The sequence below is a fragment of the Acinetobacter sp. NBRC 110496 genome (assembly GCF_000876115.1).
Classification (GTDB): domain Bacteria; phylum Pseudomonadota; class Gammaproteobacteria; order Pseudomonadales; family Moraxellaceae; genus Acinetobacter.
Window position 1 is genome coordinate 1 of sequence record NZ_BBTF01000046.1, and the last position, 26,647, is coordinate 26,647.

Annotated in this window: 26 protein-coding genes, 3 tRNA genes and 1 other RNA gene; 12 read left to right on the plus strand and 18 right to left on the minus strand. The window is 41.1% G+C overall.

Annotated elements, in window-relative coordinates:
- Positions 1-105 precede the first annotated feature (105 nt).
- From fusA to Aba26S_RS16585, 4 genes are all read right to left on the minus strand, one after another.
- On the minus strand, positions 106-2,244 hold the full coding sequence (gene fusA, locus Aba26S_RS16570; protein WP_005239239.1) for an elongation factor G: 2,139 nt from the start codon (positions 2,242-2,244) through the stop codon (positions 106-108).
- A 177-nt stretch (positions 2,245-2,421) separates the two neighbouring features.
- The gene (gene rpsG / locus Aba26S_RS16575; RefSeq protein WP_004655203.1) at positions 2,422-2,892 is read right to left on the minus strand and encodes a 30S ribosomal protein S7; all 471 of its coding nucleotides are present in this window, start codon (positions 2,890-2,892) and stop codon (positions 2,422-2,424) included.
- A 160-nt stretch (positions 2,893-3,052) separates the two neighbouring features.
- A complete protein-coding gene (gene rpsL, locus Aba26S_RS16580) occupies positions 3,053-3,427 on the minus strand; it encodes a 30S ribosomal protein S12 (RefSeq protein WP_004638184.1) in 375 nt (124 codons plus the stop codon).
- Between the two features lie 158 nt (positions 3,428-3,585).
- Positions 3,586-4,926: an EcsC family protein gene (locus Aba26S_RS16585; protein ID WP_043973570.1), complete on the minus strand. Its 1,341-nt coding sequence runs from the start codon at positions 4,924-4,926 to the stop codon at positions 3,586-3,588.
- Between the two features lie 289 nt (positions 4,927-5,215).
- On the opposite strand from Aba26S_RS16585, the gene Aba26S_RS16590 reads away from it, so the two are divergent.
- Positions 5,216-6,445, plus strand: coding sequence for a beta-ketoacyl-ACP synthase II (locus tag Aba26S_RS16590; RefSeq protein WP_005239242.1), 1,230 nt, complete (start codon positions 5,216-5,218; stop codon positions 6,443-6,445).
- Positions 6,446-6,733: 288 nt separating this feature from the next.
- A complete protein-coding gene (gene hemJ, locus Aba26S_RS16595) occupies positions 6,734-7,186 on the plus strand; it encodes a protoporphyrinogen oxidase HemJ (RefSeq protein WP_005239243.1) in 453 nt (150 codons plus the stop codon).
- A gap of 63 nt (positions 7,187-7,249) precedes the next feature.
- On the opposite strand, the gene Aba26S_RS16600 is transcribed toward hemJ, so the two are convergent.
- Both Aba26S_RS16600 and Aba26S_RS16605 read right to left on the minus strand, forming a co-directional pair.
- Positions 7,250-7,642 carry a hypothetical protein gene (locus Aba26S_RS16600; RefSeq protein ID WP_043973572.1) on the minus strand — a complete coding sequence of 131 codons (393 nt, stop codon included), beginning with the start codon at positions 7,640-7,642 and terminating at the stop codon, positions 7,250-7,252.
- A 47-nt stretch (positions 7,643-7,689) separates the two neighbouring features.
- Positions 7,690-8,415 carry a tetratricopeptide repeat protein gene (locus Aba26S_RS16605; protein ID WP_043973574.1) on the minus strand — a complete coding sequence of 242 codons (726 nt, stop codon included), beginning with the start codon at positions 8,413-8,415 and terminating at the stop codon, positions 7,690-7,692.
- Between the two features lie 79 nt (positions 8,416-8,494).
- On the opposite strand from Aba26S_RS16605, the gene Aba26S_RS16610 reads away from it, so the two are divergent.
- Positions 8,495-9,019 carry a hypothetical protein gene (locus Aba26S_RS16610; protein ID WP_043973577.1) on the plus strand — a complete coding sequence of 175 codons (525 nt, stop codon included), beginning with the start codon at positions 8,495-8,497 and terminating at the stop codon, positions 9,017-9,019.
- Positions 9,020-9,075: 56 nt separating this feature from the next.
- Here the strand turns inward: Aba26S_RS16610 and Aba26S_RS21190 are convergent, their stop codons facing one another.
- Positions 9,076-9,237 carry a hypothetical protein gene (locus tag Aba26S_RS21190; RefSeq protein WP_005239251.1) on the minus strand — a complete coding sequence of 54 codons (162 nt, stop codon included), beginning with the start codon at positions 9,235-9,237 and terminating at the stop codon, positions 9,076-9,078.
- Positions 9,238-9,958: 721 nt separating this feature from the next.
- Here Aba26S_RS21190 and Aba26S_RS16615 point away from each other — a divergent pair.
- Both Aba26S_RS16615 and Aba26S_RS16620 read left to right on the plus strand, forming a co-directional pair.
- Positions 9,959-11,584: an NAD+ synthase gene (locus Aba26S_RS16615; protein WP_043973579.1), complete on the plus strand. Its 1,626-nt coding sequence runs from the start codon at positions 9,959-9,961 to the stop codon at positions 11,582-11,584.
- Positions 11,577-12,608 (plus strand): hypothetical protein, encoded by a 1,032-nt coding sequence (locus Aba26S_RS16620; protein ID WP_043973582.1) that lies wholly within the window; start codon positions 11,577-11,579, stop codon positions 12,606-12,608. The genes Aba26S_RS16615 and Aba26S_RS16620 overlap by 8 nt, the downstream gene beginning before the upstream one ends.
- A gap of 114 nt (positions 12,609-12,722) precedes the next feature.
- Here the strand turns inward: Aba26S_RS16620 and Aba26S_RS16625 are convergent.
- From Aba26S_RS16625 to coaD, 5 genes are all read right to left on the minus strand, one after another.
- A tRNA-Met gene (locus Aba26S_RS16625) sits at positions 12,723-12,799 on the minus strand.
- Between the two features lie 264 nt (positions 12,800-13,063).
- Positions 13,064-13,140 (minus strand) — tRNA-Met (locus Aba26S_RS16630).
- Between the two features lie 61 nt (positions 13,141-13,201).
- Positions 13,202-13,592, minus strand: an RNA gene (gene rnpB / locus Aba26S_RS16635) — RNase P RNA component class A.
- 26 nt (positions 13,593-13,618) lie between these two features.
- Entirely contained in the window at positions 13,619-13,882 is a 264-nt protein-coding gene (locus Aba26S_RS16640) for a YfhL family 4Fe-4S dicluster ferredoxin (protein WP_004655229.1), read from the minus strand.
- Between the two features lies 1 nt (position 13,883).
- Positions 13,884-14,375, minus strand: a complete 492-nt coding sequence (gene coaD, locus Aba26S_RS16645; RefSeq protein WP_005273330.1) for a pantetheine-phosphate adenylyltransferase — start codon at positions 14,373-14,375, stop codon at positions 13,884-13,886.
- A 129-nt stretch (positions 14,376-14,504) separates the two neighbouring features.
- Between coaD and smpB the strand changes: the two genes are divergently transcribed.
- Positions 14,505-14,981: an SsrA-binding protein SmpB gene (smpB, locus tag Aba26S_RS16650; RefSeq protein WP_005239263.1), complete on the plus strand. Its 477-nt coding sequence runs from the start codon at positions 14,505-14,507 to the stop codon at positions 14,979-14,981.
- A 143-nt stretch (positions 14,982-15,124) separates the two neighbouring features.
- Here smpB and Aba26S_RS16655 read toward each other — a convergent pair whose 3' ends face one another.
- The 5 genes from Aba26S_RS16655 to rluD all read right to left on the minus strand — a co-directional run bounded on the left by Aba26S_RS16655 (position 15,125) and on the right by rluD (position 18,844).
- A complete protein-coding gene (locus Aba26S_RS16655; RefSeq protein ID WP_043973586.1) occupies positions 15,125-15,373 on the minus strand; it encodes a hypothetical protein in 249 nt (82 codons plus the stop codon).
- Positions 15,374-15,510: 137 nt separating this feature from the next.
- The gene (locus tag Aba26S_RS16660; protein WP_043973589.1) at positions 15,511-15,954 is read right to left on the minus strand and encodes a DUF5958 family protein; all 444 of its coding nucleotides are present in this window, start codon (positions 15,952-15,954) and stop codon (positions 15,511-15,513) included.
- Positions 15,955-16,252: 298 nt separating this feature from the next.
- Positions 16,253-16,825: a flavodoxin family protein gene (locus Aba26S_RS16665; protein WP_005273320.1), complete on the minus strand. Its 573-nt coding sequence runs from the start codon at positions 16,823-16,825 to the stop codon at positions 16,253-16,255.
- A gap of 82 nt (positions 16,826-16,907) precedes the next feature.
- Positions 16,908-17,648, minus strand: a complete 741-nt coding sequence (pgeF, locus tag Aba26S_RS16670; protein ID WP_043973593.1) for a peptidoglycan editing factor PgeF — start codon at positions 17,646-17,648, stop codon at positions 16,908-16,910.
- Positions 17,649-17,794: 146 nt separating this feature from the next.
- The gene (gene rluD / locus Aba26S_RS16675; RefSeq protein ID WP_043973601.1) at positions 17,795-18,844 is read right to left on the minus strand and encodes a 23S rRNA pseudouridine(1911/1915/1917) synthase RluD; all 1,050 of its coding nucleotides are present in this window, start codon (positions 18,842-18,844) and stop codon (positions 17,795-17,797) included.
- A gap of 71 nt (positions 18,845-18,915) precedes the next feature.
- Between rluD and Aba26S_RS16680 the strand changes: the two genes are divergently transcribed.
- Both Aba26S_RS16680 and Aba26S_RS16685 read left to right on the plus strand, forming a co-directional pair.
- Complete coding sequence (locus Aba26S_RS16680) at positions 18,916-20,010, plus strand: outer membrane protein assembly factor BamD (protein ID WP_005239276.1); 1,095 nt, start codon at positions 18,916-18,918, stop codon at positions 20,008-20,010.
- A 128-nt stretch (positions 20,011-20,138) separates the two neighbouring features.
- Complete coding sequence (locus Aba26S_RS16685) at positions 20,139-22,028, plus strand: DNA primase (RefSeq protein ID WP_043973595.1); 1,890 nt, start codon at positions 20,139-20,141, stop codon at positions 22,026-22,028.
- Positions 22,029-22,034: 6 nt separating this feature from the next.
- On the opposite strand, the gene hemA is transcribed toward Aba26S_RS16685, so the two are convergent.
- Positions 22,035-23,318 carry a glutamyl-tRNA reductase gene (gene hemA, locus Aba26S_RS16690; protein ID WP_043973596.1) on the minus strand — a complete coding sequence of 428 codons (1,284 nt, stop codon included), beginning with the start codon at positions 23,316-23,318 and terminating at the stop codon, positions 22,035-22,037.
- 79 nt (positions 23,319-23,397) lie between these two features.
- Between hemA and Aba26S_RS16695 the strand changes: the two genes are divergently transcribed.
- From Aba26S_RS16695 to Aba26S_RS16710, 4 genes are all read left to right on the plus strand, one after another.
- The gene (locus Aba26S_RS16695; protein ID WP_043973598.1) at positions 23,398-25,116 is read left to right on the plus strand and encodes a tetratricopeptide repeat protein; all 1,719 of its coding nucleotides are present in this window, start codon (positions 23,398-23,400) and stop codon (positions 25,114-25,116) included.
- A 3-nt stretch (positions 25,117-25,119) separates the two neighbouring features.
- Positions 25,120-25,701 carry a lipoprotein insertase outer membrane protein LolB gene (lolB, locus tag Aba26S_RS16700; RefSeq protein ID WP_005239280.1) on the plus strand — a complete coding sequence of 194 codons (582 nt, stop codon included), beginning with the start codon at positions 25,120-25,122 and terminating at the stop codon, positions 25,699-25,701.
- A 13-nt stretch (positions 25,702-25,714) separates the two neighbouring features.
- On the plus strand, positions 25,715-26,548 hold the full coding sequence (gene ispE / locus Aba26S_RS16705) for a 4-(cytidine 5'-diphospho)-2-C-methyl-D-erythritol kinase (RefSeq protein ID WP_043973603.1): 834 nt from the start codon (positions 25,715-25,717) through the stop codon (positions 26,546-26,548).
- Positions 26,547-26,621: transfer RNA gene (locus Aba26S_RS16710), tRNA-Gln, on the plus strand. Before ispE ends, Aba26S_RS16710 begins: the two co-directional genes overlap by 2 nt.
- Positions 26,622-26,647: the final 26 nt, after the last annotated feature.

Sequence of the window (26,647 nt, forward strand, 5' to 3'; positions counted from 1 at the left end):
GGCTTTAGCCATGATGATCTTCCTTTATAAACTGCTCATGAGGGTCGCCCATGAGCACTTGGTTTTTTAACTAAATTTTAGTTGGGTAATATAGTAATCGAAAGATTACTCGTCGTCACCTTTTTTACCGCCAGCTTGGAACTTAGCGATGATGCCTTCCGCCACGTTACGTGGAGTTTCAGCGTATTTAGCGAATTCCATAGAATACGTCGCACGACCTTGAGACATAGAACGCATTTGAGTCGCGTAACCAAACATCTCAGCCAATGGAACTTCTGCTTTAATTGCTTTTGTTCCACCAGGAAGATCGTCCATACCTTGAACCATACCACGACGACGGTTTAAGTCACCCATGATATCGCCCATGTAGTCTTCTGGAGTTTCAACTTCAACTTTCATGATTGGTTCAAGAAGGATAGGATCTGCTTTCATGAAACCGTCACGGAAAGCATATGAACCAGCCATTTTGAACGACAATTCATCAGAGTCGACATCATGGTAAGAACCATCGAATAATGTCGCTTTGATACCCACAACAGGGTAACCAGCCAATACACCATTCTTCATACGTTCTTGAATACCTTTATCAACCGCACCAAAGAATTCTTTAGGTACAGTACCGCCGACAACTTCTTCAGCGAATTCGTATTCTTTACCAGCTTCTTCAACATCCATAGGTTCTAAACGAACATATACATGACCGAATTTACCTTTACCACCTGTTTGACGAACAAACTTACCTTCTTGTTCAACAGACTTTTTGATCGTTTCACGGTAAGCAACCATTGGTTTACCAATGTTCGCTTCAACACCGAATTCACGCTTCATACGGTCAACGATGATGTCAAGGTGAAGCTCACCCATACCAGCAATAATTGTTTGACCAGATTCTTCGTCTGTACGAACGCGGAACGATGGATCTTCTTTAGCCAAACGACCTAAAGCAATTGACATTTTTTCTTGGTCAGCTTTAGTTTTTGGTTCAACAGCCAATGAAATTACTGGCTCTGGGAATTCCATACGCTCAAGGGTAATGATGTTTTTCTCATCACATAATGTATCACCCGTAGTTACGTCTTTAAGACCTACACACGCTGCGATATCACCTGCACGGATTTCATCAAGATCTTGACGTTCGTTCGCATGCATTTGCACGATACGGCCGATACGTTCACGCTTAGATTTAACTGGGTTATAAACCGGATCACCTTGTTTAAGAACACCAGAATAAACACGTACGAAGGTTAAGTTACCTACGAACTTATCGTTCATGATTTTGAACGCAAGTGCAGAGAACGGCGCTTCGTCAGATGCTTCACGAGATGCTTTAGTTTCATCTTTGTCGTCAAGAATACCTTCAATTGCTTTAACTTCTGTTGGAGAAGGCAAGAATTGAATTACAGCATCCAACATACGTTGAACACCTTTGTTCTTGAACGCTGAACCACAAAGCATAACTTGGATTTCAGACGCCAATGTACGTGAACGAAGACCAGCGATGATTTCTTCTTTAGAAAGATCACCTTCTTCTAAGTACTTGTCCATTAACTCTTCAGATGCTTCAGCCGCAGCTTCAACCATCTTAGTACGCCATTCTTGAGAAGTCTCAACGAGGTCAGCAGGAATATCACCGTATTCGAACTTCATACCTTGAGATGCTTCATCCCAGATAATCGCTTTCATTTCGATAAGGTCAACAACACCTGTAAATGTATCTTCTGCACCGATTGGCACAACGATAGGTACAGGATTACCACCTAAACGAGTTTTAACTTGCTCAACAGCACGGAAGAAGTTTGCACCAGTACGGTCCATCTTGTTCACGAATGCTAAACGAGGCACTTTATATTTGTTCGCTTGACGCCATACAGTTTCAGACTGAGGCTGTACACCACCAACTGCACAGTAAACCATGCACGCACCGTCAAGAACACGCATAGAACGTTCAACTTCGATTGTGAAGTCTACGTGTCCCGGTGTATCGATTACGTTGATACGGTGTTGTTGGAATTGGTTAGCCATACCAGACCAGAAACAAGTTGTAGCAGCAGAGGTAATTGTAATACCACGCTCTTGCTCTTGTTCCATCCAGTCCATTGTTGCTGCACCATCGTGTACTTCACCAATTTTGTGAGATACACCTGTGTAGAACAAAATACGTTCAGTTGTAGTTGTTTTACCTGCGTCAATGTGCGCAGAAATACCGATGTTACGGTAATTACTAATTGGGGTTTGGCGAGCCATGATGTCTACATTCCTAAATGTTATATTTAAAACAGGACGCATCAATTAAATTGATGCGCGCGAATATCCATGCAGGCAACTTAAATACCCGCAAAGCCCCCACTTTGGTAAAGAGCGATGTTGAATCGTGCTGCGGTACGCATGAATATTCTCCTGATTAGGGACTGTTTTATCCGCTTAGAAACGGTAGTGAGAGAAGGCTTTGTTGGCTTCAGCCATACGATGCACGTCTTCACGTTTTTTGATCGCTGCACCTTTACCTTCAGCTGCATCAAGCAACTCACCAGCAAGACGTAAAGCCATCGTTTTTTCAGAACGCTTAGCAGCAGCATCTACTAACCAACGCATAGCTAGAGCAGTACGACGGGATGGGCGTACTTCCATAGGTACTTGATAAGTAGCACCACCTACACGGCGTGCTTTTACTTCAACCATAGGACGAACTTTTTCAAGAGTAGTCTCGAAAAATTCAACCGGGTCTACTTTGTTTTTTTCTTGAACGCGGTCTAAAGCACCGTAAACGATACTTTCAGCAATAGATTTTTTACCATCTTGCATTACGTGGTTCATGAATTTAGCGATTGTTTGGCTGCTAAATTTTGGATCTGGAAGGATCTCACGAGCAGCGACTACGCGACGTCTTGGCATTTTAATACACCTAATAATATGACACTTCAGGATAATCCAGCAGTTTGTACAAGTGTCATGTACACGACGCTGGCCTTACTATACGTCGCTTGAATTACAAATCTATGAAGAATTCAAACAAGCGAAACGCTAAAGGGTTGTTTGGGCTAGTTTCCTAGAATTACTTCTTAGGACGCTTAGCACCGTATTTAGAACGTGACTGGTTACGATCTTTAACGCCAGCACAGTCTAAAGAACCACGAACGGTATGGTAACGTACACCTGGTAAGTCTTTAACACGACCACCACGGATAAGAACAACACTGTGCTCTTGTAAGTTATGACCTTCACCACCGATATAGCTAGATACTTCAAAACCTGAAGTTAAGCGAACACGGCAAACCTTACGCATTGCTGAGTTAGGTTTTTTAGGTGTAGTAGTATAAACACGTGTACATACACCACGACGTTGTGGACAAGCCTTCAACGCAGGAACTTTTGATTTTTCAATCAAAGTCGTACGACCCTTACGGATCAACTGATTTGTTGTTGCCATTTGGCAATTCTCCCGTTATTAAACAACCTTAAAAAAAGAAAATAACCTCTTTTTAAGGGCACATAATTGTAAGCTAAGAAGTAAAAATGGTCAACATTGTTAGTGCTGACCATTTCTTGGCTTTGTTGTGTTTTGATATCTAAAATTGCATACAACGCTTAACTAGGTTTTGTTGATGCAGGTTCGATATCAAGTGCCTTCGTTTCTGTACCCATTTCAGTACTCTCTTCTACCGGCAGGTGCTCTTGCTGCTTTAGCGCAGGCTGCTGTTCAGTATGCGGATGCTCAACCACATGCTGCTCAGCTAATTGCTGAATTCCCTCTTCAACCTTGTCATCCACAGACCCCGTAGCAGCCGTATTTTCTTTGGTTTGAACAGTCACTTTGGTAATCACATTATTCTGTTGCTCTGATGTGGTGTTATTGGCTTCAACTGCCACAGAACTTAATAAACGTGGACTCGCTTTTTTCAGCTGCTGTTCTGCTTTGAAATAAGCTTCTAAAGGTGAAGTTTTTTCATTGGGATGTTGATTAATATAAAATCGGGCCGCACCAAAAATCGCCTGAGATTTATGGCCAACATCATCCAATAATCTCCAACTATAGAAACCACCAAGTGCTGCACCCGCAATTGGTGTCAGTTTACCAATTACTGATGCTTGAGGAATACGATTGAGCCAGTTCCATTTAAACTGACCATTTTCATCGACCAACCACTTTTTCACCAGTTCAATATCATTATTTGAACCGAGCAGCTGCTGGAATTGCTGTAAATCATGGGTTTCCAACATGGATTGCAATGCTTTTAAGGCGACGAGCAAAGTCTGTTTTTCCGCAACCAAACTTAAGTCAATTTCTTTAAAGACAAAGGCAACGATCTCTTGATCTGCATCTTCGGTTAAATCAAAACCGTGCGAACGTCCTGTCTGATATATGGTTCTCAAAGCCAGTACGATTGAAGCTGGGATATCAATCGCCGCACCCCACACCCCTGTAGCACCTGTAATTGCACCCTGCGCTGCTGCGAGTAATTTATTTTGCTCAATCAGTGCCTGGCTTAAACGTTGTGAACGTCCCGTATCCTGAGTCAGTTCAATAATATCTTTCACCCCGGCTTCTTCCAGAATTTTTTCTGTTAAGGAGCTATTCGAACTAAACTCATTCAACCATTGAAATAAATAGTCAGACACCTTTTCCCCTAAATCTGGAGATACAAATGAAGCAACATTATTGACTCGGTTGTAATGGCGACCTAACAGCTGATGCGACAGTTTCGGGAGTTGTTGGCGTAACATTTGTTGAGGATTTTCATATTTTTCCACCTCAAACGGGCTTTTAAAACGTGCCTTCCCTTCGACAATATTGGATGAGTTGGCCAATTCCGCACCCGATGTTGTTGGAGCCACTTGCAGTTTTTGTAATTCTGAACTGAGCTTTTTAGCCACTCCAAAGGCTTGTGCAAATAAACCTGAAGATTGCTTGTTTTTAGATTTTGTCATCAAGTACCTCTGTTGTGTAATCTGTGCATCTCTAGGTAAATACTAGGTTGAATGCAGATTTATCTCAACTTTTATCTGTGTACTTTCATTACGTTTCGTCACAACCACACCAATATTTACGAATATTTACACAACTGGAAATAGTCATAAAATTTGCCATAAGAAATAAAAAACCTTTCTGCTATTATGGTGTCATTCACTCATAAGCCATTTTAATCGTTATTTTCTCCTGATTTGTATTCGTAGCGAGATGCGCAAGGCTTAGTATTACCAGAAAAGGGAACTGTAAATGAAACGTGTTGTAATCACTGGTATGGGCATTAACTCATGTATCGGTAACTCTTTAGAAGAGGTCACTCATTCTTTAAAAAATGGAATCTCAGGAACACGTTTAAACCCTACTTATGCAGAACTGAATTTCAAAAGCCATGTCAGTGCAGCTGCTGAACAGGATTTTGAGGGCATTGACCGCAAACTCAAACGCTTTATGGGCGTGTGTGCAATGTATGCTTATAATGCAGCAGTTGCAGCAGTAGAACATGCCGGACTTAAACAAGAAGATTTGGCCAACAATCCACGCTACGGTATCGCAGGTGGTAGTGGTGGTAACTCAACAGCATCTGTTGCCGAAATGGTGAAATTATTAGAAGAAAAAGGCGCACGCAAAATCGGTCCGTTCTTTGTTCCTCGTAATATGAGTAATACCATTACCGCAAATGTGGGTGTTGCCTTTAAACTCCAAGGGATCGCTCATTCGATTACCAGCGCATGTGCAACGTCTGCCGATGCCATTGGTTATGCCTACAACCTGATCCAACTGGGTAAACAAGATTTAATGCTTGCCGGTGGCGGTGAAGAAGACCATTGGTCACAAAGCTTGTTGTTTGATGCGATGGGTGCCTTATGTTCAAAATACAACGACGCACCTGAAACTGCCTCACGCCCATACTCAAAAGATCGTGATGGCTTCGTCATTGCAGGTGGTGGTGGTTTCGTGGTACTTGAATCACTCGAACATGCACAAGCCCGTGGTGCTAACATTTTAGCTGAAGTGATTGGCTATGCCGCAAACAGTGATGGTGCAGACATGGTTGCACCAAGTGGTGAAGGTGCAACACGTTGTATCATTATGGCCTTGGACGAAGCTAAACAGCATGGCGTAGAGCAGATCGACTATGTCAACACCCATGGTACATCTACACCGGCAGGCGACGTGACTGAGCTTAAAGCCATGGAGCGTGCATTTGGTGAAGGTCAGGTTCCGCCACTCAGCTCAACCAAATCAATGACAGGTCATAGTCTTGGTGCTGCGGGTGTCCAGGAAGCCATCTATTCGGTATTGATGATGCAAAATGACTTTATTGCACCCAACATCAACGTGACCGAGCTGGATGAAGGTGCGCAAGGTTTCGATATTGTACTTGAAAAACGTGATGCAAAACTGAATACTGTCATGAGTAACAGTTTTGGCTTTGGCGGCGTAAATGCTTGCCTTATTTTCAAGAAGTGGGATGCGTAGAGGGTCCGTTAACATTTCACAGATGCTTGCGACAGAGGATATTTTTTAGCTAATACAAGGCATGACTTATGAAACTTAGTCATTCTAAGTGAATAAGGCATAACGTAGTAGCAGCAAAAAATATCCCTGTCCCGAAGGGTTATGACTAAAACTTCCCTAAACTTCGTTATGAAACTTGGCAATGGAGTCACCATTACCTACGTTCCATGCCTTGTTTAAGTCATTTTAGTCTATAACGCAAGCATAGTTGAAATATCAACACACCCTCGCCCCCACTGAGGATGATCAATGGATGCACCTTCTGATGCTTTTTTGTGGGTAAAAGCATTACATATTATTGCTGTGGTGTGTTGGTTCGCTGCTTTGTTCTATCTACCACGTCTTTTTGTTTACCACGCCATGAGCGAAGATACCGTCAGTCATCAACGCTTTGAAGTGATGGAACGCAAGTTGTATCGCGGGATTATGTGGCCATCTATGATTGCCACACTCATTACCGCCCACTTTCTGGTTGACTGGGGTGATGCAACCCGACATTACCATGAGGCATTATGGTTCTATCTCAAAGTCGGCTTGGTAGGTCTGTTAGTGATTTACCATTTTGTCTGTGGTTATTACCGTAAAAAACTGATTGGCAATGCCCACTATAAATCACATAAGTTCTGGCGTTTCTTCAATGAAATGCCAACCCTGATCTTGTTTGCAGTGGTGATTTTAGTCGTAGTCAAACCTCAATTTTAACTCAACAGCACTGTTCTTTTTCTAATGCTGTAGCTTAGACTACAGCATTAACCCCAATTCAAACTACAAACAGCTTATCCCCTTCAAGTTTAAAGACACTTGCTGAAAGTGAGTCTCTTTTTTTGTTTTAAAATTACGATAGCTTGCGCCATAAAGAATATAGCCTTGTGACACAAAGGTATATTGCCCCGTTACTTTGCCATCAATCAACTCATTCATGGTTTTATAAACCTCAGGCTGAGCAAACTTCTCCACCTCAACCTCTTCAATATGGACTGGCACAGAAAGCTTTATATCTTTGAGATAGGGATAATACTTAATCGACTGTATCTTTTGATATTCTGGTGAAACCAATAAAATTGAATTTTTACCATCCGTAAAACAGTAATATTCATTACTTGCATAGCTTTGTACGCACACAGATAAAAATAAGCACAACAAGACAATTTTCTTCATTTTTTCTCAACCAATGATTGATCTGTATAGATATTCTGACAATCAGATCATAAAAATTGCTTTATTCTTAACGGTACTTTATTTGATAAGCCCGACTTTTTCATTTGATCCACATAGATCATGTAATTTTTTCTGGCTTGACCTAGATTTTTTAAAGCGAAATAGACATCCGCTCGATTTAAATAAGCCACGGTCCGATTCGGATCCAACGTTATCACATGCTTTAACAACCTCAAGGAATCATCATAATAGCCCATTTGATAGAGAAAAAATGCAGCATCATTTAGCTCAGCTGCATCCTGTTTTTGATAAGTCGATAATTGGCAGTCAATGCTTTTAATAATTTGCCTGATCCCTGATACTTCACTTTTATGGACCTGTTTTAATTGTTCCGAGGGTAAATAAGGAAAATACTCAACTCCGTCTTTGCCACCACCAATATCGGCCATCCATAGCGGCGTTTTACTCTTTTTATCCCATTGCCCACTACAACTATTTGAAATCAGACTCGGTATCGTATCTAAAATCACTTTCCGGCTATTATCGACCACAAAACACTGTGTCATTTCGGTTTCAAATCGATCCAAGACTGCTGAATAGTGATATTGATGATTTTTATAAGAATCAATGACTGGAAGGACAAGCTTGGAATGACCATTCAACTCCACTAAGGGAGAACCCGTACAATTTTTATAATGCTTGATATCTAAATCCGCATAAGACGCACTACTCATCAAGCAGAATGAAAAAAACATTGATTGAATGCTTCGCATACCAAAATTCATCCTTCCTACGGCGTATTTTTGTTCTAAAATAAACGGTATATCTCAGTTTTTAATACTTAAAGCTCAAATGATCAAAGCATTTCCAGCGTTTATACAAAGATTAAAAGCTCGCTTCATTTCCAGCTTAATCTTTTATCTTAAAATGAATCAATTTCAATATCGTGGTTTGACGTCTGGCGAAATCGAAATGGCGCGTCGCGTCTTTGGTCATTTAATTGATTATACAAAAGTCAAAATCTTTAACATCCCCTATTTACCTTGGCAACCTGTCAATATTTTTATGGCACCGAATGGCAACCTATTCGTTCATCAAAAATATTTCAGTCCGGACTACTCGACTTGCTCCCTCTCCTTGCAGGGAATTTTTATTCACGAACTGGCGCATATTTTACAGTTTCAACAACACACCCATGTGATTGTTAAAGGTGCAATCCTTCAGGCAGGCTATTACCTCAGCTTTAAACAATATAACCCTTACCAATATCACTTGATCCAAGGTAAAGCTTTTTCTAGCTATAACATTGAGCAGCAAGGTGATATTGCACGCGATATTTTTTTGAACAGAATTCCCAATATTATCCTCAAAAACTAAAAAGCCCCGTAATTTATATTTACAGGGCTTTTTAAGTAAGTAATTCACACTTGAACTTATGCAGCAGTGCCTTTACCAGTTTCAATTGGGTGTTCATGACTATCATCCATATCAGTCGTAAATTCTACACGCATCGCATCCTTAACAATGGTTCCTATACGCCCAACACCAATGGCTAAACCTAAGGCGATTACAGGCAATAAAATCGTTGAAGTCATAATTTGCTACCTCTTTATTTAAATGACTATTTAACAAATCAGCTTAAGCTTGCTGGTCTTGTTCACGGAACATGACTGTACCGATACGACCCACAACCACTGCCAAACCAAACGCAAACACAGGAAATAATAAAACTGACATTATTGTTACCTCTTTATTTTCGTGTTTGAGTACACTGGATCTACATCAAAGTGTACGCCTGTTCACATTAATTAGGATAATAGCAGTGCACAAATGTACACTCAAGTGTCGCAAAGATATTCCCGACAAACGGTATAAAAAACACTCAAAACAAACCCAAGACCATGAATATGCTATATTTTTAAAAAAGTACAAGTGTTTCACCTATTCCGATACAATAAAAAATATAGAAAGTGATTATTTTTTCTCAAGTTTTTGAAATACCCATAACTGTTGTAATTGATATGTCATATCCAGATGTAAAAATGGCATGAAAAAAACTTGCTATGATACTCTTCAATTTCTTCACAATTACGCACCATAATCATGCAAATATTGAGAAATGTTGCTGTTTTATACAGAAAAACTTGTTATTTTTACGCAGAAAAATGCGCATTTAGTATATATTAGTAAACTTGTCATTTTTCTTTAAGATATAAAATGTTTGGCGCCATGATATACACTTGTTTTTAATAACTATACCCATATAAATCAGAAACTTGTATATCAGAACTTGTTAAAACTCAGGACTAGGTTTGAATGAAAAATTTTAAAGTTGCCCTTGCTCAATTCTCTCCGCACATTGGCAATATTGATGCAAATACTCAAAAGATGGTTGAGCAAGCAAATTTAGCGAAACAACAACAGGCTGATTTGATCATCTTCCCAGAGCTTTCTACGATAGGTTATCCAGCCGAAGACTTATTACTTCGCCCAAATCTACAAAAACGCACTCAAAAAGCGTTTGCTCAACTCAGCGAAGTCAAAGATATCCTCATGGTGTTTGGTTTTGTACATCAAACTGAGGACGGTCATCGCTATAACTCCGCTGCTGTCATGAAAGATGGGCAGGTTTTAGGGGTTTATAACAAACACAACTTACCAAACTATGGCGTGTTTGATGAAAAGCGTTACTTCCAAGAAGGCCATCAACATCTTGTGTTTGAATATTTAGGTCACAAGTTCGGTGTGTTGATTTGTGAAGATGTCTGGTCATTGAATACCGTTAAACAACTCAGTCAACTGAATGTTGAAACGGTGCTGGTCTTAAATGCTTCACCTTATGAAGTAGGTAAACCGCAACATCGTATCCAGACCTTAAATGAACTGGCAAAACAGTTAAATCTCAATCTGATCTATGTCAACCAAGTCGGTGGACAAGATGATTTGATTTTTGATGGTTCAAGTTTTGTCAGCAATCATGATGGTCAATTGGCATTACAAATTCCAAGCTTCCAAGAAGCTTTGGCTTATGCTGAATACGATACTGAGCAAAAGCAATACAAAACAACTGATGCGATTCCAGCCTTAGAAACCTTTGCCGAGATTTATCAAGCATTGGTCATGGCAACACGTGATTATGTACAGCGCTCAGGTTTCCCAGGTGTGATTCTAGGCTTATCTGGTGGGATCGACTCTGCTTTGACCCTAGCCATTGCAGTTGATGCAATTGGTGCTGAGAAAGTCCAAGCCGTGATGATGCCATATACCTACACCTCACAAATGAGTGTCGAAGATGCGACTGAACAAGCCCGTCGCATGGGCGTGACTTTTGGTATTGCAGAAATTCACCCGATCGTGAACAGCTTCATGCAAACCTTGTTCCCATTCTTTGGCAACGCACCTGCTGACGCGACAGAAGAAAACTTACAAGCGCGTACTCGCGGTACTTTATTGATGGGTTTATCGAATAAGTTTGGTAACCTCGTGCTTTCTACTGGCAACAAGTCTGAAATCTCAGTAGGTTATTGCACCTTGTATGGTGACATGGTCGGTGGTTTCTCTGTACTTAAAGATGTGTATAAAACCATTGTATTTGAACTGGCAAAATACCGTAATACGCTAGAAGCAACCCCTGTAATTCCAGAGCGTGTGATTACACGTCCGCCATCGGCAGAACTTCGTCCAGATCAAAAAGACCAAGATTCCCTACCTGCGTATGATGTACTTGATGCCATCTTATATGCTTATATTGAAGAAGATCTCAGCCAAGCAGACATTATCGCCAAAGGCTACGAAGCCGAAGTGGTCGAGAAAGTGATTCGCCTGGTTGATCGTAATGAATACAAGCGTCGTCAGGGCGCGATTGGGCCACGTATTAGTTCGCGTGCCTTCAGTCGCGAACGACGCTATCCTATTGTCAACGGATGGACCGCGAATGACTGAAAAAATTGTTTCTGAAAAGTCACAATTACTTGCTCAAGCAATGATGCTTGAGCAAGTTTCATTTTACAAAAACCAACTTAGCACTCAACTCTCCGCTGATTTCTTTCAGCAATTTATTCAACTGTTTCTTCAACATGCACCCAATATTCAACTCAAAGAAGTGGTTGAACTCGCGCAAATTCAGGCTGTGGTTAAACGCTATGCCTTTGAAATGCAACTTGGTGCAGGCCTATTAGAGTTTATTGGGGAAATTGCTCAAAGACTGCATGTCTTTTCATTACAATCCTCGGCACAATTACAAGATGTATTTTCCGACCACCAGTTTGAAATGTGGCTGTCCAAGTTTTTAGAGCTGGAAAATATCCGCCATTATTTAAATCAATTTTTAAAAGATAGCCCTTCTATTCAGCAACTGTGCCAATACATTGCGACCACAACACTACAAAACAAATTACCAAAACTGTTTGCTCAATCAAATGAGGTACGTATTTCTGAAAGTAAATATGAATGGCAACATAAGCTCAAAAGCTTCTCACATCGCCAGCAGCAACGGATTGAACAAAAAATTGAAGAGAGTATTGGTCGCTTCATTCAAGAACAATTAGTCGATCTCAGCCTACTTTCTGATGATGATCTTGAGAGTCTGGCCCGCAATATCTGGGATGATAATAAAGCTCAGCCCCTATCCGAATACACCAAACAAGTGACACCACTGGATGTGGAAGAATTCTTTGTTATGATTTATGAGTACTGGAAAGAATTGCGCCAGTCCACTTTCATACAGGATTTAATCTTATACGGTGTTAAAGTGTTTTATGACTTCTATAAAGATGAAAGCCTAGCCGATGTGTTCGCGGCAATTGGCTTAGAAGAAACTGACCTGCTCAATGAAGCCGTACGATTCTATCCAAAAGTTGTGAAAGCATTGGATGAGCACGGCGTATTAGAACCGATCATTACTTTGATCCTCAAACCGTTCTATGAAAGCCCACAAACCCTAGCCGCTATCGAAAAGCATCTATAAAAATAAAGCCTGTAAATGAATAACTCATTTACAGGCCTTTGCATGTCTGATGCATTATTTTTTTCGAGCAAAATCCAGATAAAAAGAAACCACGCAGGAGCGTGGTTTTTAAAATGGTGGCTATGACGAGACTTGAACTTGTGACCCCCGCATTATGAGTGCGGTGCTCTAACCAACTGAGCTACATAGCCGTAAACTGTGTGCGCATTATCTAGTGTTCCGCATAACGGGTCAAGTCTATCGCCTTGAAAATATAGAACATATGAACAGTTTTTAGGCTTTCAACCCTTAATTGATCAAATTTCAACACATCTTTACCTCAACCACGGGATTTAGTCATGATCGGGCTTTGATTTGAATAAAAATAACCAGAAAACTTCGCATCAAAAAGATTGTTTTGAAGATTATAAAAACTGCAGATAAAAAGAGACCACGCAGGAGCGTGGTCTATAAAATGGTGGCTATGACGAGACTTGAACTTGTGACCCCCGCATTATGAGTGCGGTGCTCTAACCAACTGAGCTACATAGCCGAAAACTGTGGGCGCATTATCTTAACTTTCAATACACACGTCAAGCACAATTTTAAAAAATTTGAGAAGTGGGCCTATAAGCCGGGTTCTGTCGAGGACGATCATTCCTCTAGGCGTACAATCACTCGTACGCTCAAGCGACCTACCCGAATCCAGCACGGGCCGTGCCTCAGGATTCCTATTTGGTCTTGCTTCTGGTGGGGTTTACCTTGCCGTGAACTGTTACCAGACACGCGGTGCGCTCTTACCGCACCCTTTCACCCTTACCTATCCTACCTAGCCTCCCTTTATTCAAGGGAGGAACGGAGGGATTGGCGGTCTACTCTCTGCTGCACTTGCCGTCGACTTTCGCCGCCCAGGCGTTACCTGGCACCATGCCCTATGAAGCCCGGACTTTCCTCCCCTGTTTCAGTCACGGAGACCTCCACAGCAGCGACCGTCCGGCCCACTTCGTGGCGCATCTTATCAAAGTTCGCCGTTAATTGCTCGTATTTTTTTGCGCAGTTAATTTTTTGTATTTCGCCATCAGATCATCATGCGATTCGACATGTTGAGGATCGAGCGGAATACAATCAACGGGGCAAAACAACTGACACTGTGGTTGATCATGATGACCAATGCATTCTGTACAGAGTGCAGGATCAATCTCATAAATCAGCTCACCCATATAGATGGCTTCATTGGGACATACAGGTTCACAGACATCACAGTTAATGCATTCATCTGTAATATATAAGGACACGCTACCAACCTTGTTGATGTTTACGTTCAAAGGCCTCAACCACAACGGCAGGCACAAATTTGGTCACATCACCTTTTAAACGAGCAATTTCTCTCACCAGAGTAGATGAGATAAATGAATATTGCTCAGATGGAGTTAAAAATACCGATTCAAAATGTGGATCAAGCTGACGGTTCATATTGGCCAGTTGAAATTCATATTCAAAATCTGAGATTGCTCTTAAACCACGGAGTACCGCTGTTGCATGCTGTTCACGAAAGAAATTGACCAATAGGCCATCAAAGCCAACAAATTCAACATTGTTCAAATGACTCAATGATGCTTTTGCTAATTCAACACGCTCTTCTAAACTAAACACTGGATTTTTATGATGACCAATCGCAATTGCAACCACAACTTCATCAAACATTTTTGATGCTCTTGCAACCAAATCGACATGTCCATTGGTTATTGGATCGAAAGTCCCCGGATAAATCACACGTGTTTTAGACATGCGGTGTACTCTAGTTAATGAGATAAGGCGTGTATTTTAACAAATGCTGGCTCTAAATGCGAAATTCCTAAACATTGGAAAAAGGTTGCGTTTTACGGCACAATAGAGCCAATTGTGGAAGTTTAAATTATGGCGCAAGCAACAGTAGTGAAGAAACATAATGGTGGCACGATTGCTCAAAATAAAAGAGCGCGCCACGATTACTTTATCGAAGAAAAATTTGAAGCAGGCATGTCCCTACAAGGTTGGGAAGTAAAATCTCTGCGCGCTGGGCGTATGAGCTTAACTGAAAGCTATGTCATTTTTAAAAATGGTGAAGCTTTTTTATTTGGCTCACAAATTCAGCCCTTGTTATCTGCCTCAACCCATGTGGTTCCAGAAGCAACGCGTACGCGTAAATTGCTACTCTCTCGTCGTGAGTTGGAAAAGCTTTTGGGTGCAGTCAATCAAAAAGGTTATTCATGCGTGCCTTTGGCATGTTATTGGAAAGGCCATTTGGTCAAACTCGAAATTGCCTTAGTGAAAGGTAAGCAATTACATGACAAGCGTGCCACTGAAAAAGACCGTGACTGGCAACGTGATAAATCTCGTCTGCTGCATAAGTAATAAAAAAACCTCCAATTGGAGGTTTTTTTTATAAACCATTATTTTTAAAAATAAAATAATTTTCTGTATAATATATGGATGTAATAGACCCATTACTAATCCATTTAACAGCAATGATAAAAAGTATTATCTAAGCTATCTATCTACCAATTAAATTTCTCATACAATGTTTCAACTTTCAAGTCATTTATAAAAACCTCAACTTCAGATTTAGGCGGAAGATATAAAATTACACCATCATCAACATAAACAAATTCAAAAACATGATCTAAATCCTTATTAGAAACATTTATTTTGATTACATCATCTTTCTTCAAAAAAAATGTATCTGTTGATGGCTCAAAATAAACTTTAACTTCCTTAGCAGATTCATTAATAAAACTAAATAGCATTACCATTTCTCCAAAATCATTTTCATTAATTCAGCTCGAACTGCTGGCGTTCCTGTAGGATTATTCTTATCTTGTCTAAGCTCTTCGTATTTCCACAGTAATCATAAAATGATGTTTAATTTTAAGTAGTCATTTATCTATATTTCAGGAAAATTTTGATCTTGCGATAAATCTTCATACCACCATTTTGTTGAATCAGAATTTTTTTTCATATGAAAATTATAATTAAGAATACCTACAAGAAGTAAAGAAGATTGATTTTGTTCAGTTTTAGGTAACTTTAAAAACTTATGTAACCCAACTTTTAAAGCTGATGTACTCATAAGACCAGTTTGCTCTATACTTTTCAATATTTGAACAGGCGTGTGTCCAATTTTTAACCCAGAAAATAATCTTGCAGGCTCAAGAAAGTTTTTTATTGAACTCGCAGACATTCCTGATTGCTGTACATAATAAATTAAAGTCTCTAGCATCAGAATTATTTGTTCATCATCTAAGTTATTAAACCATTCCAATGAATCATTTAATGGTATAATTCCTTGTGCAACCTTATTCAAATAAATAGCGATTTCATTCTTCATTTACTTATACTCCCTCGGAGTAAAAATTATATGTGGCTATACTTTATTTAATTATATTAACTACATTTTTTTAATTTTTAATACTGACCATCAACGAATATTTTCCAACCAAGCTCTACCCTCTACAATGCGGATTAGCATCAACTACTTCATTCTTCCCTTCAATTGTGTAGTTCCCATAACCAGTATAAGTGGGCTCTTTTGAAGGCTCCAATATGAAGAGACCTTTAGACATGGCGGGGAACTATTACGAGCAAAAAAACAGGCAATAGTTCAATTATGATTGTCTTACTAAAAATCAAGCCACAACGTGTTTTAATCGCAATTCAGCCAAATATTTCCCAAACTTGCGCGCAGTTTCCAGATCTCCTTCAGGTGGAGTGACTTCTACACTGGCATTGTCAGACTGAGTCATCAATCCTAAAAAGCTCGACATACGGTTAATATCTGAAGGACTTCGTCCTGTCGGCATAAACGGTAAGCCTGCCCATAACATGCCATGCTGCATCGCAAATAAATTAATCTGTTGTAATACTGCCAGCTTATCACCGCTGAGACCACCGCCATTGGTGAAACCCGCTGCCAACTTACCTTGCCAGCTCCGCGCCAACCAGCGTTTAGACGAGTCTTCCATAAACTGTTTTAAAGCTGAGGTTAAACTTCCCATATAGGTCGGACAACCCATTACAATCACATCAGCCTGATCGAGCAAATCCCATTGTGGCGCAGCCACAGACAGTAGATGCACTTCGGCACCCGCCTGCTCTGCACCCTGAGCAATGTATTGCGCAACTTTGGCGGTATGTCCATAAGGACTATGATAAACCACACAAACTTTAATTTGGGAACTTACTTGCTCAATCACAGACATGGAGAATTTGAAAACCAATGAATTGGATCAAGTTTAACATTTTTAAATACCACAAGGCGAATCAAGCACGCCAAGCGTGCTTTTATTGCATAAACACCAAACTTGCCATCCGTCCCGTTTTGGCATCACGGCGATAAGAGAAATAATCTTGGTTCTGTTGATACGAACATTGATCGCCACCTAAAACAGTCTCGACGCCTAAGCGATTGAGAATAAAACGAGCGATTGCATATAAGTCAGCTTGGTATTTCCCTTCAACTTGACCCGTAATAAATGCCGAAGCTAATTCAGGATATTTGTCACAAAAAGCCGCTTTCACTTCGGCACCAACTTCAAAGCAGGGTTGGCTAATGGCCGCACCTAACCATGCCCATGTTGGTTGAGATTGCATTTCAGCCACGGTATTTTCAATAATGCCATTGGCCAAGCCACGCCAACCAGCATGTAAATTGGCAACTTCCGTCCCTTCAGCATTGCCCAACACCACAGGCAAGCAATCAGCCGTCATCATCATTAAGGCATGGCCTGCTTTTTGGGTGACCAGACCATCGCCTTCAAGGGCAATAAATGGAATCTGTTCATTGACGGTATGACAAATGGTGCTATGCGTTTGCGTCATCCATGTGATTTTATCTACACCGAATGTAGATAACTCATTCAGCAATAACATGCGATGTTGCTGAACACGTTGCGCATCATCATTGACATGCAAAGCCAAATTAAATCCGGATAGATTCTGATTCGATGTTGTAATGCTCTGAGGATGTTCAATCCGCGTTTGTGCTACATAGACCCCTTTCGGCAGACCTTGTACAAATTCCATAAATATCTCCTGAGCTATATTTTCTACCGTCAACCTCTCCCTAAGCCTCTCCTCAAAGGAGAGGGAATTTAAGGCACTCTAAGACATTGAATTCACGAAAATCCACCTCCGTTTAAGGAAGGAGATTTAGAGAGGTAAAGCTTTACTTAATAGGCTTCATTTTCACTGCGCAATACTTCAACCAATTGGGTAAAGTCTTCTGGCCATGGTGCTTCAAACATCATTTCTTCACCTGTACGTGGATGAACCAGCCCCAACTTCGCGGCATGCAGCGCCTGACGCTTAAAGCTACGCAACATATCCGTTAATTTTTCTGAAGCGCCAGCAGGGAAACGGACACGGTTGACATATACAGGATCACCCACCAAACCATGACCTAGATAACTAAAATGCACACGGATCTGATGAGTACGGCCTGTTTCCAACTGTGCCTGAACACGGGTAAAGTCACGGAAGCGTTCTTTTACATTGTAATGTGTTACTGCATCACGTCCGCCCGGTAAAATCGCCATTTTGATACGATCCACAGGATGACGTTTGATCGGTTCATCAATGGTGCCACCTGCAATGATGTTGCCATAGGCAATCAAATCATAAACACGGTAAACCGATTTCTTAGCCAATTGCTTGCTGAGTGAGAATTGTGCTTCAAGATTTTTTGCAACCACCAGTAAACCACTGGTGTCTTTATCGATACGGTGAACCAAGCCAGCACGAGACAGCTCGGCCAGTTTAGGTGCATGATAAAGCAAGGCATTCACTAAAGTTCCTGTTGGATTCCCCGCACCAGGATGAACCACCATGCCTACTTCTTTATTGATGACAATAATATCGTCATCTTCATAAACAATATTCAATGGAATATTTTCAGGCTGGCTTGAGGTTTGTGCTTCAAGTTCAACATCGAGTGTTAATAATTCATTTCCTTCACAGCGGTACTTGGGCTTAACGATGTTACCATTTACCAACAGATGGCCATCTTTCATCCATTGCTTGAGTTTTTCACGAGAAAACTCGCTCCAAACCAATGCGGCAACCTGATCAATACGTTGGCCTAAATAGTTTTCATCAAGTTGAATTTGCAACGATAAACGTGTTGCAGTTGAATCGGAATTATGATTATCTGCATCGACAGAATCTTCGAGTAAGAAATCTGTTTCAGAGAAGTTTGAATTGGAAGATTGTGCTGAAGTCATTTGATGATCGGTACAAAAATGGTTTAATAGCACCATTGTAGCTCATTGCCCAGAATAACAGAGGAGTTTTTATGTCGCTACCACGTTATAAAATTACGGTGCTTGCACTATCTTTAGGTGTAGCGTCTGCATTTGTGGGCTGTAGCAGCAATCCAAGTAAGAAAGAAGTGGTTGATAAAGGACCACAATCAAGTGAACAAGTTTATTATGACAAAGCCTTAAAATCGCTTGAACGTAATCAATATACCGATGCGGTTAAATCACTTGAAGCTTTAGATACGTATTATCCTACTGGACAATATACACAACAAGCTCAACTTGAGCTTCTCTACGCGAAATTCAAGCAAAAAGATTATGAAGGTACGATTGCACTGGCTGATCGCTTCATTCGTTTAAATCCGCAGCACCCAAATGTTGATTATGCCTACTATGTTCGTGGCGTAGCCAATATGGAACTGAACTATGACAGCTTGATTCGTTATACCTCATTGCAACAATCTCATCGTGATGTGAGCTATGTCAAACTGGCTTACCAAAACTTTGTAGACTTAATTCGCCGTTTCCCAAGCAGTCAATATTCAGTCGATGCAGCACAGCGCATGAAATTTATTGGTCAGGAACTTGCTGAAAGTGAAATGAATGCCGCACGTTTCAACATTGAGCGTAAAGCTTGGTTGGCTGCGGCTGAACGTGCGCAATGGGTGATTGAACATTATCCGCAAACCCCACAAACGCCAGAAGCTTTAGCAACCCTGGCTTATAGCTACCAAAAATTGGGCGATCAAGCGACCTCTCAACAATATATTGAGATTTTAAAACTTAATTATCCAAACTTGGTCAAATCCAATGGTGAAGTGAATTTACGTGCAGCACGTAAAGAAGGTAGCTGGGTCAATCGTGCAACTTTAGGTTTGCTGGGTCGCGAATCAAAAACGGTACAAACCAAAGCGGAAACAGCAAGCACTGCTGAACAGCGCAGTTTAACCAACCGCTTAAGCTTTGGTTTACTGGACAAACCAGAAACAGAGCAAGTTGCACCCGTTGCTGTACCAGAAACCTCTGCTCCAGCCAATGCCAACAAACCAAGCTGGAAAAACCGTTTAAGTTTTGGTCTGTTAGATAAACCTGAAGCAAATAACTCATCGGAGAATGATGCTGCAAACTAATTTGCAATCATCTGATACATCAAACAGGCAAGTCTTTCTTGCCTGTTTTTTATTTTATGCAACAATGATTCCTGACATTTTTGCGATGCAACAATGTGCTACTCCCCGTCTTAAATGGTTAAATACATATGGCAATTCCACAACATACGATTGATCAAATTTTAGATCGAACCGACATTGTCGATTTGATCGGTCAACGTGTGAAGTTAAAAAAGACGGGACGTACCTACTCGGGCTGTTGCCCATTCCATCAGGAAAAATCGCCCTCTTTTCATGTTTATCGCGATAAGCAGTACTTTCACTGCTTCGGTTGTCAGGCCAACGGCAATGCCATTCGTTTCTTGATGGATATTGATGGCCGTAACTTTGTCGATGTGATGAAAGAGCTGTCGAATAAAACTGGCATCGAGTTACCTAAAGATAATCAAGACAATAAAAAGCTGTCCTATAAACGCAGCCCTCAACAAGTGGCAGTACCGCAAGCGACAGTTACACCTGTAGCTGAGAATGTCGCGCCCGTACCTGCGGCTGAGGAATTCATCGACGGGCATTTTGTCGATATGGATCGTTATATGGATGATCCTTTTGCCCAGTTCGATCCATCATTCAATATTATGGATGAGCAAGTACAGGAAGGAAACCTCTACGATCTGCTGGAAAATGTGGCTCAGTTTTATGAGCGTCAACTACCCAATAGCCAAAAAGCGCAAAACTATTTCAAACAGCGTGGCTTATCCCCTCAGACCATTCAATTTTGGCGTTTGGGTTATGCCCCTGAAGACTGGCAACATTTAGAAAAAGCTTTTCCACAAGATATTGAAGGTTTAAAACAACTTGGCCTGATCCGTTCCAGTGACAGTGGTCGAGATTTCGATTTATTGCGTGAACGGGTGATTTTCCCGATTCGTGATCATAAAGGTCGTGTGGTCGGCTTTGGTGGGCGTGCCCTCAACGATGAGATCAAACCCAAATATATCAACTCACCAGACTCGGAAGTATTCCACAAAAACCAACTCCTGTATGGACTATACGAAGGCCGTAAACTTAAAGCCAATGACTGGTTAATGGTTGAAGGCTATATGGATGTGATCGCCTTACAGCAATATGGGATTAATGGTGCGGTGGCAACATTGGGAACCGCCAGTAATGCCGAGCATTTAACCACCCTGTTTAAACAAAATTCTCGAATTACCATTGCTTTTGATGGTGATGCAGCAGGCCAAAAAGCAGCACGTCGTACGCTAGAAATAGCACTACCTCTGCTCAATGATGGTCGTGAATTAAAATTCTTTGTGCTTCCCAATGAACATGATCCTGACTCTCTCATTCGTCGAGAAGGTTTAGAAAACTTCCAGAAATTATTACAACAAGCCCCCCTCCTGTCAGACTTTGTATTTGCACACCTGACTGGACAACATGATGTTAGCACCCCCGAAGGTAAAAGCTTGGTCATGGGTGAACTACGCGAATTAACCGAACTGTTGCCCAAACACGGCTCATTTCGTTATTTGCTGAGCCAGTCTTTCCGAGAAAAACTTGGTCTGGGCAAACGTTTTACTCCACAAATCAGCCATGATGCCTCATTGTCTTTTAACATTCAGACCAAAGATGAAGATTTTGCAGTGGCAATTTTAATGCACCATCCCTTCCTCTATATCCATTTTGAAGAACTGCGTGCGGTGATCGACCCAAATGAACTGTTAGCCAAGATTCTGGCGGCACTCAATATTGTTTTTGATGACTTGCCTGATGATCAGGAACTGGCGACCTATTATGTACTCGGCGCATGTAGCAGTTATAGCCATGAACTGGCAGATATCATGCAACGAACCAATATTCAATCACTAACCCAAGCACCTGAAATTGCAGACAAACTGGCGAAAGAATATGCGTTGGGATTGCAAGAAAAGTATTTACGCTTAAAGCTCAAATCGCCAATTTCTTTAATTGAATCGCGTAATTTACGTCAACAACTGAACGAGTTGACCAAACAGATTAGTTTACGTTTATTGTCTTGATGATCATTACTGGCGTGGCTTACGCTCATGTTCAAACACATCTTGCAAATGTTGCTGTAGCCATTCGAAATAATCTGGATTTTCAGCTTTAGCGGCTTCTCTGAGTAAAATCGAAGTGGGATGCATCAGTTTTTGCGTCAGACGATGCGCAAACTCTTGCATCACCTGCTCTGCAGCATGACCATGTTGCAGTGACTCTAAAGCATGTGCCAACTCTTTTTGGCTGACTTCCTCACTGTGCTGACGGTAAGCCTGAATGGTACCACTGGCCTCTTTAACCTTTTGCTGGGTCATCAATTGGGTTGCCAATTGATTGACCATGATTTCAGCTTCAACCGCGGCCTGACGACGTTGTGCCAGATTCTCATCAATCACGCTTTGTAAGTCATCAACACCATACAAATACACGTTATCCAATGATTCCACTTTCGGATCGATATCACGAGGAACGGCTAAATCGACCATTAGCATCTGCTGATAACGGCGTTTTTTCAAGGCAATTTTAACGTCTGAATATTCAATCACTTGATGCAAACTACCTGTACAACTAGAGACCACATCCGCTCGATGCAAATTGTGTGCAAGTTCAGCAAAGGGAATGATTTCAACGTCGACCTGATGGGCAATTTCTTGCGCCAATAGATCAGCACGTTCACGACTACGGTTACAAATCAGAATTTTTGCTACGCCCATTTCTGCCAAATGTTTAGCAACCAGACTGTTCATTTCGCCTGCTGCAACCACCATCACCGTCAGTTTTTCGGTATGGCTAAACACTTGTGATGCCAATTGCGCAACGGCATAACCCATTGAAACAGCATGACTGCCCACCGAAGTTTCGGAACGGACACGCTTTGCTGCATAAAAGGCATATTCAAAAACACTGTTCAATTCAGGCGAAACAGTTTCTGCATCTTTGGATAAGGCCAAGGCGCTTTTAACCTGACCTAAAATTTGCGGCTCACCCAGCATTAGCGAATCCAAACCACTGGCTACACGCATCAAATGTGTAACCGCCTGAGCATTCTCGTAACGATAAACATGATGAATTAACTGTTTTACATCAATATTATTCACGTGGGCCAGCCAATTCAGGATGCTCTCAGCATCTTCTGTCATGGCATAGACTTCGGTACGGTTGCAGGTTGACACCACCACCAAATCATTTAGCGATGCATGTTGGTTTTGTTCAAGCAATAGCGCAGCTAATCGCTCTGCATTGAAAGCAATTTGTTCACGAAGTTCAACAGAAGCTGTTTGATGGTTGACGCCCAATGCAAAGAAAGACATATCAGATCATCATTTCGCTAAATTTATGTTATTGTGCAACATCGGTGTCATAAAAAGCATTACTTTGGATCAATAAAAATTGCGTCAGCTATATCGCCGTACCCTTTTTAGCGGCAAGACGATTAGACGGTATTCTACCACAATCTTGTTGTTAGGTAGCATGAGCTCTTATGTCTCTGCACAAGCAATACACGACATGTATGCAGAGAAGAGCTTTGAGCATGCCCTGCAACAGAGCATGGTCGCTGAATTTTCCCTTGCTTATGATGATATTGCAACTGCATTACACAATTATACTGTACTTGCGATTCGCAGCAATTCAACCACGATTAAACAGCGTGCTTTAGATATCGCATTAGAATACAATGATTTACAATCAGCACTTAACATTGCCACACATTGGGTCGAACAGGAACCCAAAGATGTGCCTGCGCTGTTTTATTTATCACATATTGCACTTAAAACTCATGAATATGAGTTAGCAGCAAAGACATTAGATAAAATTTTAAATATTGACCCAACTGCCGATCTCGAGGAAATTTTAGTTGGGATTGCTCCTGAACAAGCCCCAGATCGGGAAATTCTGCTAAATGCACTGCGCGCCAGCGAAGAACGAAACAACCCCTCCATTCTGGCCTTGATTGCGGGTTTAGAAGCCCAAGATGGTTTATATGAACAGGCACTGAATAATATTAATCAAGCCTTACGCAAACGTTCAAAATCCACCAGTTTTATTTTAATGAAAGCCAATCTCCTGATGGCTCTGCGTAATGATGAGGAAACCAAAAAATGGTTTGCCCAAGCAAGTCGCAAAAACAAGGGCAATGTGGATGTTCGAATGGCAGAAGCACGTTATTACATTCAAATTAATCAGCAGCAAGAAGCCTTAGATAAACTAGAAGATATCATCAAGGATCATCCCAAGGCCGAAGAAGCCCTGTTTATTGCTGGTTTGACCAGCATTGATTTGAAGCAATACGAAAAAGCTGAACAATATTTAGTTGATTTGCGTTCCTCGGCAAAATATCAGAATGAAGCCTATTACTATCTAGCGATTAATGCACAACGCAAACAGCATTATGAAACGGCCAAAGCCTATTATCGTCTGGTCGATGGTAGTCTCTATATCGTGTCCCGCCGCAATATGATTTCAATTTTTGAGAAACAGGGACAATTAAATGATGCTTTACGCTTCTTAACGCAGGAACGGGTCAACTATCCGCAACATGCCAGCTTCTTATATCAGGCACAGGCTGATATTTTAAAGAAGATGGATAATAAAAAGGCAGCTTTAGCACTATTAGACGAAGCAATTAAAAGCTTGCCGGATGATCCTGAATTAATTTATGCCGAGGTATTGTTACTCGACCCTTATACAGATCGGGATAAATTAGACAAAACCTTAAAGCAGCTTTTAGCTATTGAACCAAACAGTCCGACCTATCTGAATGCTTATGCCTATACACTGGCGCTGCAAAACCGCCGTCTCAAAGAAGCCCGTAAATACGCAGAGTTGGCACTGGATTTTGCCCCTGAGCAAGCCTCAATTCTCGATACATTAGGTTATATTGCCTTCCTGCAAAATGATTTTGATACCGCAGCCAAAGTCTTAGGACAAGCCTATTCGCTAAGTGAAAATGTCAATATCGGAATTCGTTATGCCAAAGCCTTGTATATGCAAGGGGCACTCACGCAATTTAGCGAGGTGTTACAGCAATTAAAACAAAAACATGCCAATGCCCCACAATTACAACAACTTGATAGCTTAATCTTACCCATCACCGTAAAAAAGAGTTAAACCATGCATTTGTTTTCAAAGTTATGCATCACCGTATGTAGCAGCAGTATTTTATTGCTAACAGGTTGCCAACATTTGAGCCAGCCCAATAAAGTGCCAGTCTCACCACAAGTACAAGATGAAAATAACTTTAGTTTACAAGGCAAAATCGGTGTCCGTACCCCACAACAATCTGGGAGTGCTTTTTTTACATGGGTACAGCAACAACAGCAATTTGATATTGAGCTGACAGGCATTTTAGGTGTGGGTAAAACCCAAATTGAAGGCAAACCTGGTCAAGTTACTTTAAATAGCGCCAAAACGGGCCTGATTACCGCCGAAACACCAGAGGAATTACTTGAAAAAGCCACTGGTTGGCAAGCCCCAATTATGCATCTTGCCTACTGGGTACAAGCCAAGCCAGCCACTCAAAATGCACAGATTAGCAAAGATGAAAACAATCGCCTGAAACAACTGATTGAAGATGGTTGGACTGTTGATTTTAGTTATAACGATGCGCAAAACCTCCCGAATAAACTTTTGTTGAAGCAAGCGCTTGCAGATGGCAAAGAAAACCGTATTACAATGGTCATTCAAAACCGATAATTTAGATTCTTTTATGATTAGAGTGCCTTCCCCAGCCAAATTGAATTTATTTCTACATATCACAGGCCGTCGTGACAATGGTTATCATGAGTTACAAACTATTTTCCAACTGATAGATTTATATGACTGGATGACTTTTGAGCCATGTTCAGAAGAACATATTCAAATTGAAGGGCTCGCAGAAGTACAGATCGAACAGAACTTGATCTATCGTGCCGCACAACTGCTCAAGCCACATGCAAAAAAAATCTGTGGATTGAAGATTAAAATTGAAAAAAATATTCCGATGGGCGCAGGCCTCGGTGGTGGTTCATCCAATGCCGCCACCACCTTGATCGTACTCAACCAACTCTGGCAATGCGATCTAAATGAACAGCAACTGGCCGATTATGGAGTGCAGTTGGGTGCTGATGTTCCCATCTTTGTTTTAGGCCGAAATGCATGGGCCGAAGGCATCGGTGAACATTTATCATTCATAGACTTAGCTCAAAAAAAATTCATAATCTTAAAACCTGACTGTTTTATCAGCACTCAACAGCTTTTTTCGCAAAAAACATTGACAAGAGATTCTAAGATCACTACATTTTGCGCCTATCAGATAGAACCTTCTAATTTTGGAAATAACTTTGAACCTCTGGCTCGACAGTTATACCCTGAAGTAGAAGAAGCAATGCAGTATTTAGATCAGTTTGGTCTAGCAAAGCTTACAGGTACAGGTGCTTGTGTTTTTACTGAAGTAACCGATGAAATGAATACAGAGCAAATTTTGCAAAACGCGCCTTGTAAAGCTTACTTGGTCAACAGTTTAGCAGAATCACCTCTAAGACATTTTAAAGTTACATGTTAGGGGCGTCGCCAAGTGGTAAGGCACCGGGTTTTGATCTCGGCATCCGTTGGTTCGAATCCAGCCGCCCCTGCCAATTCATCTGTAGATATATGTAATATA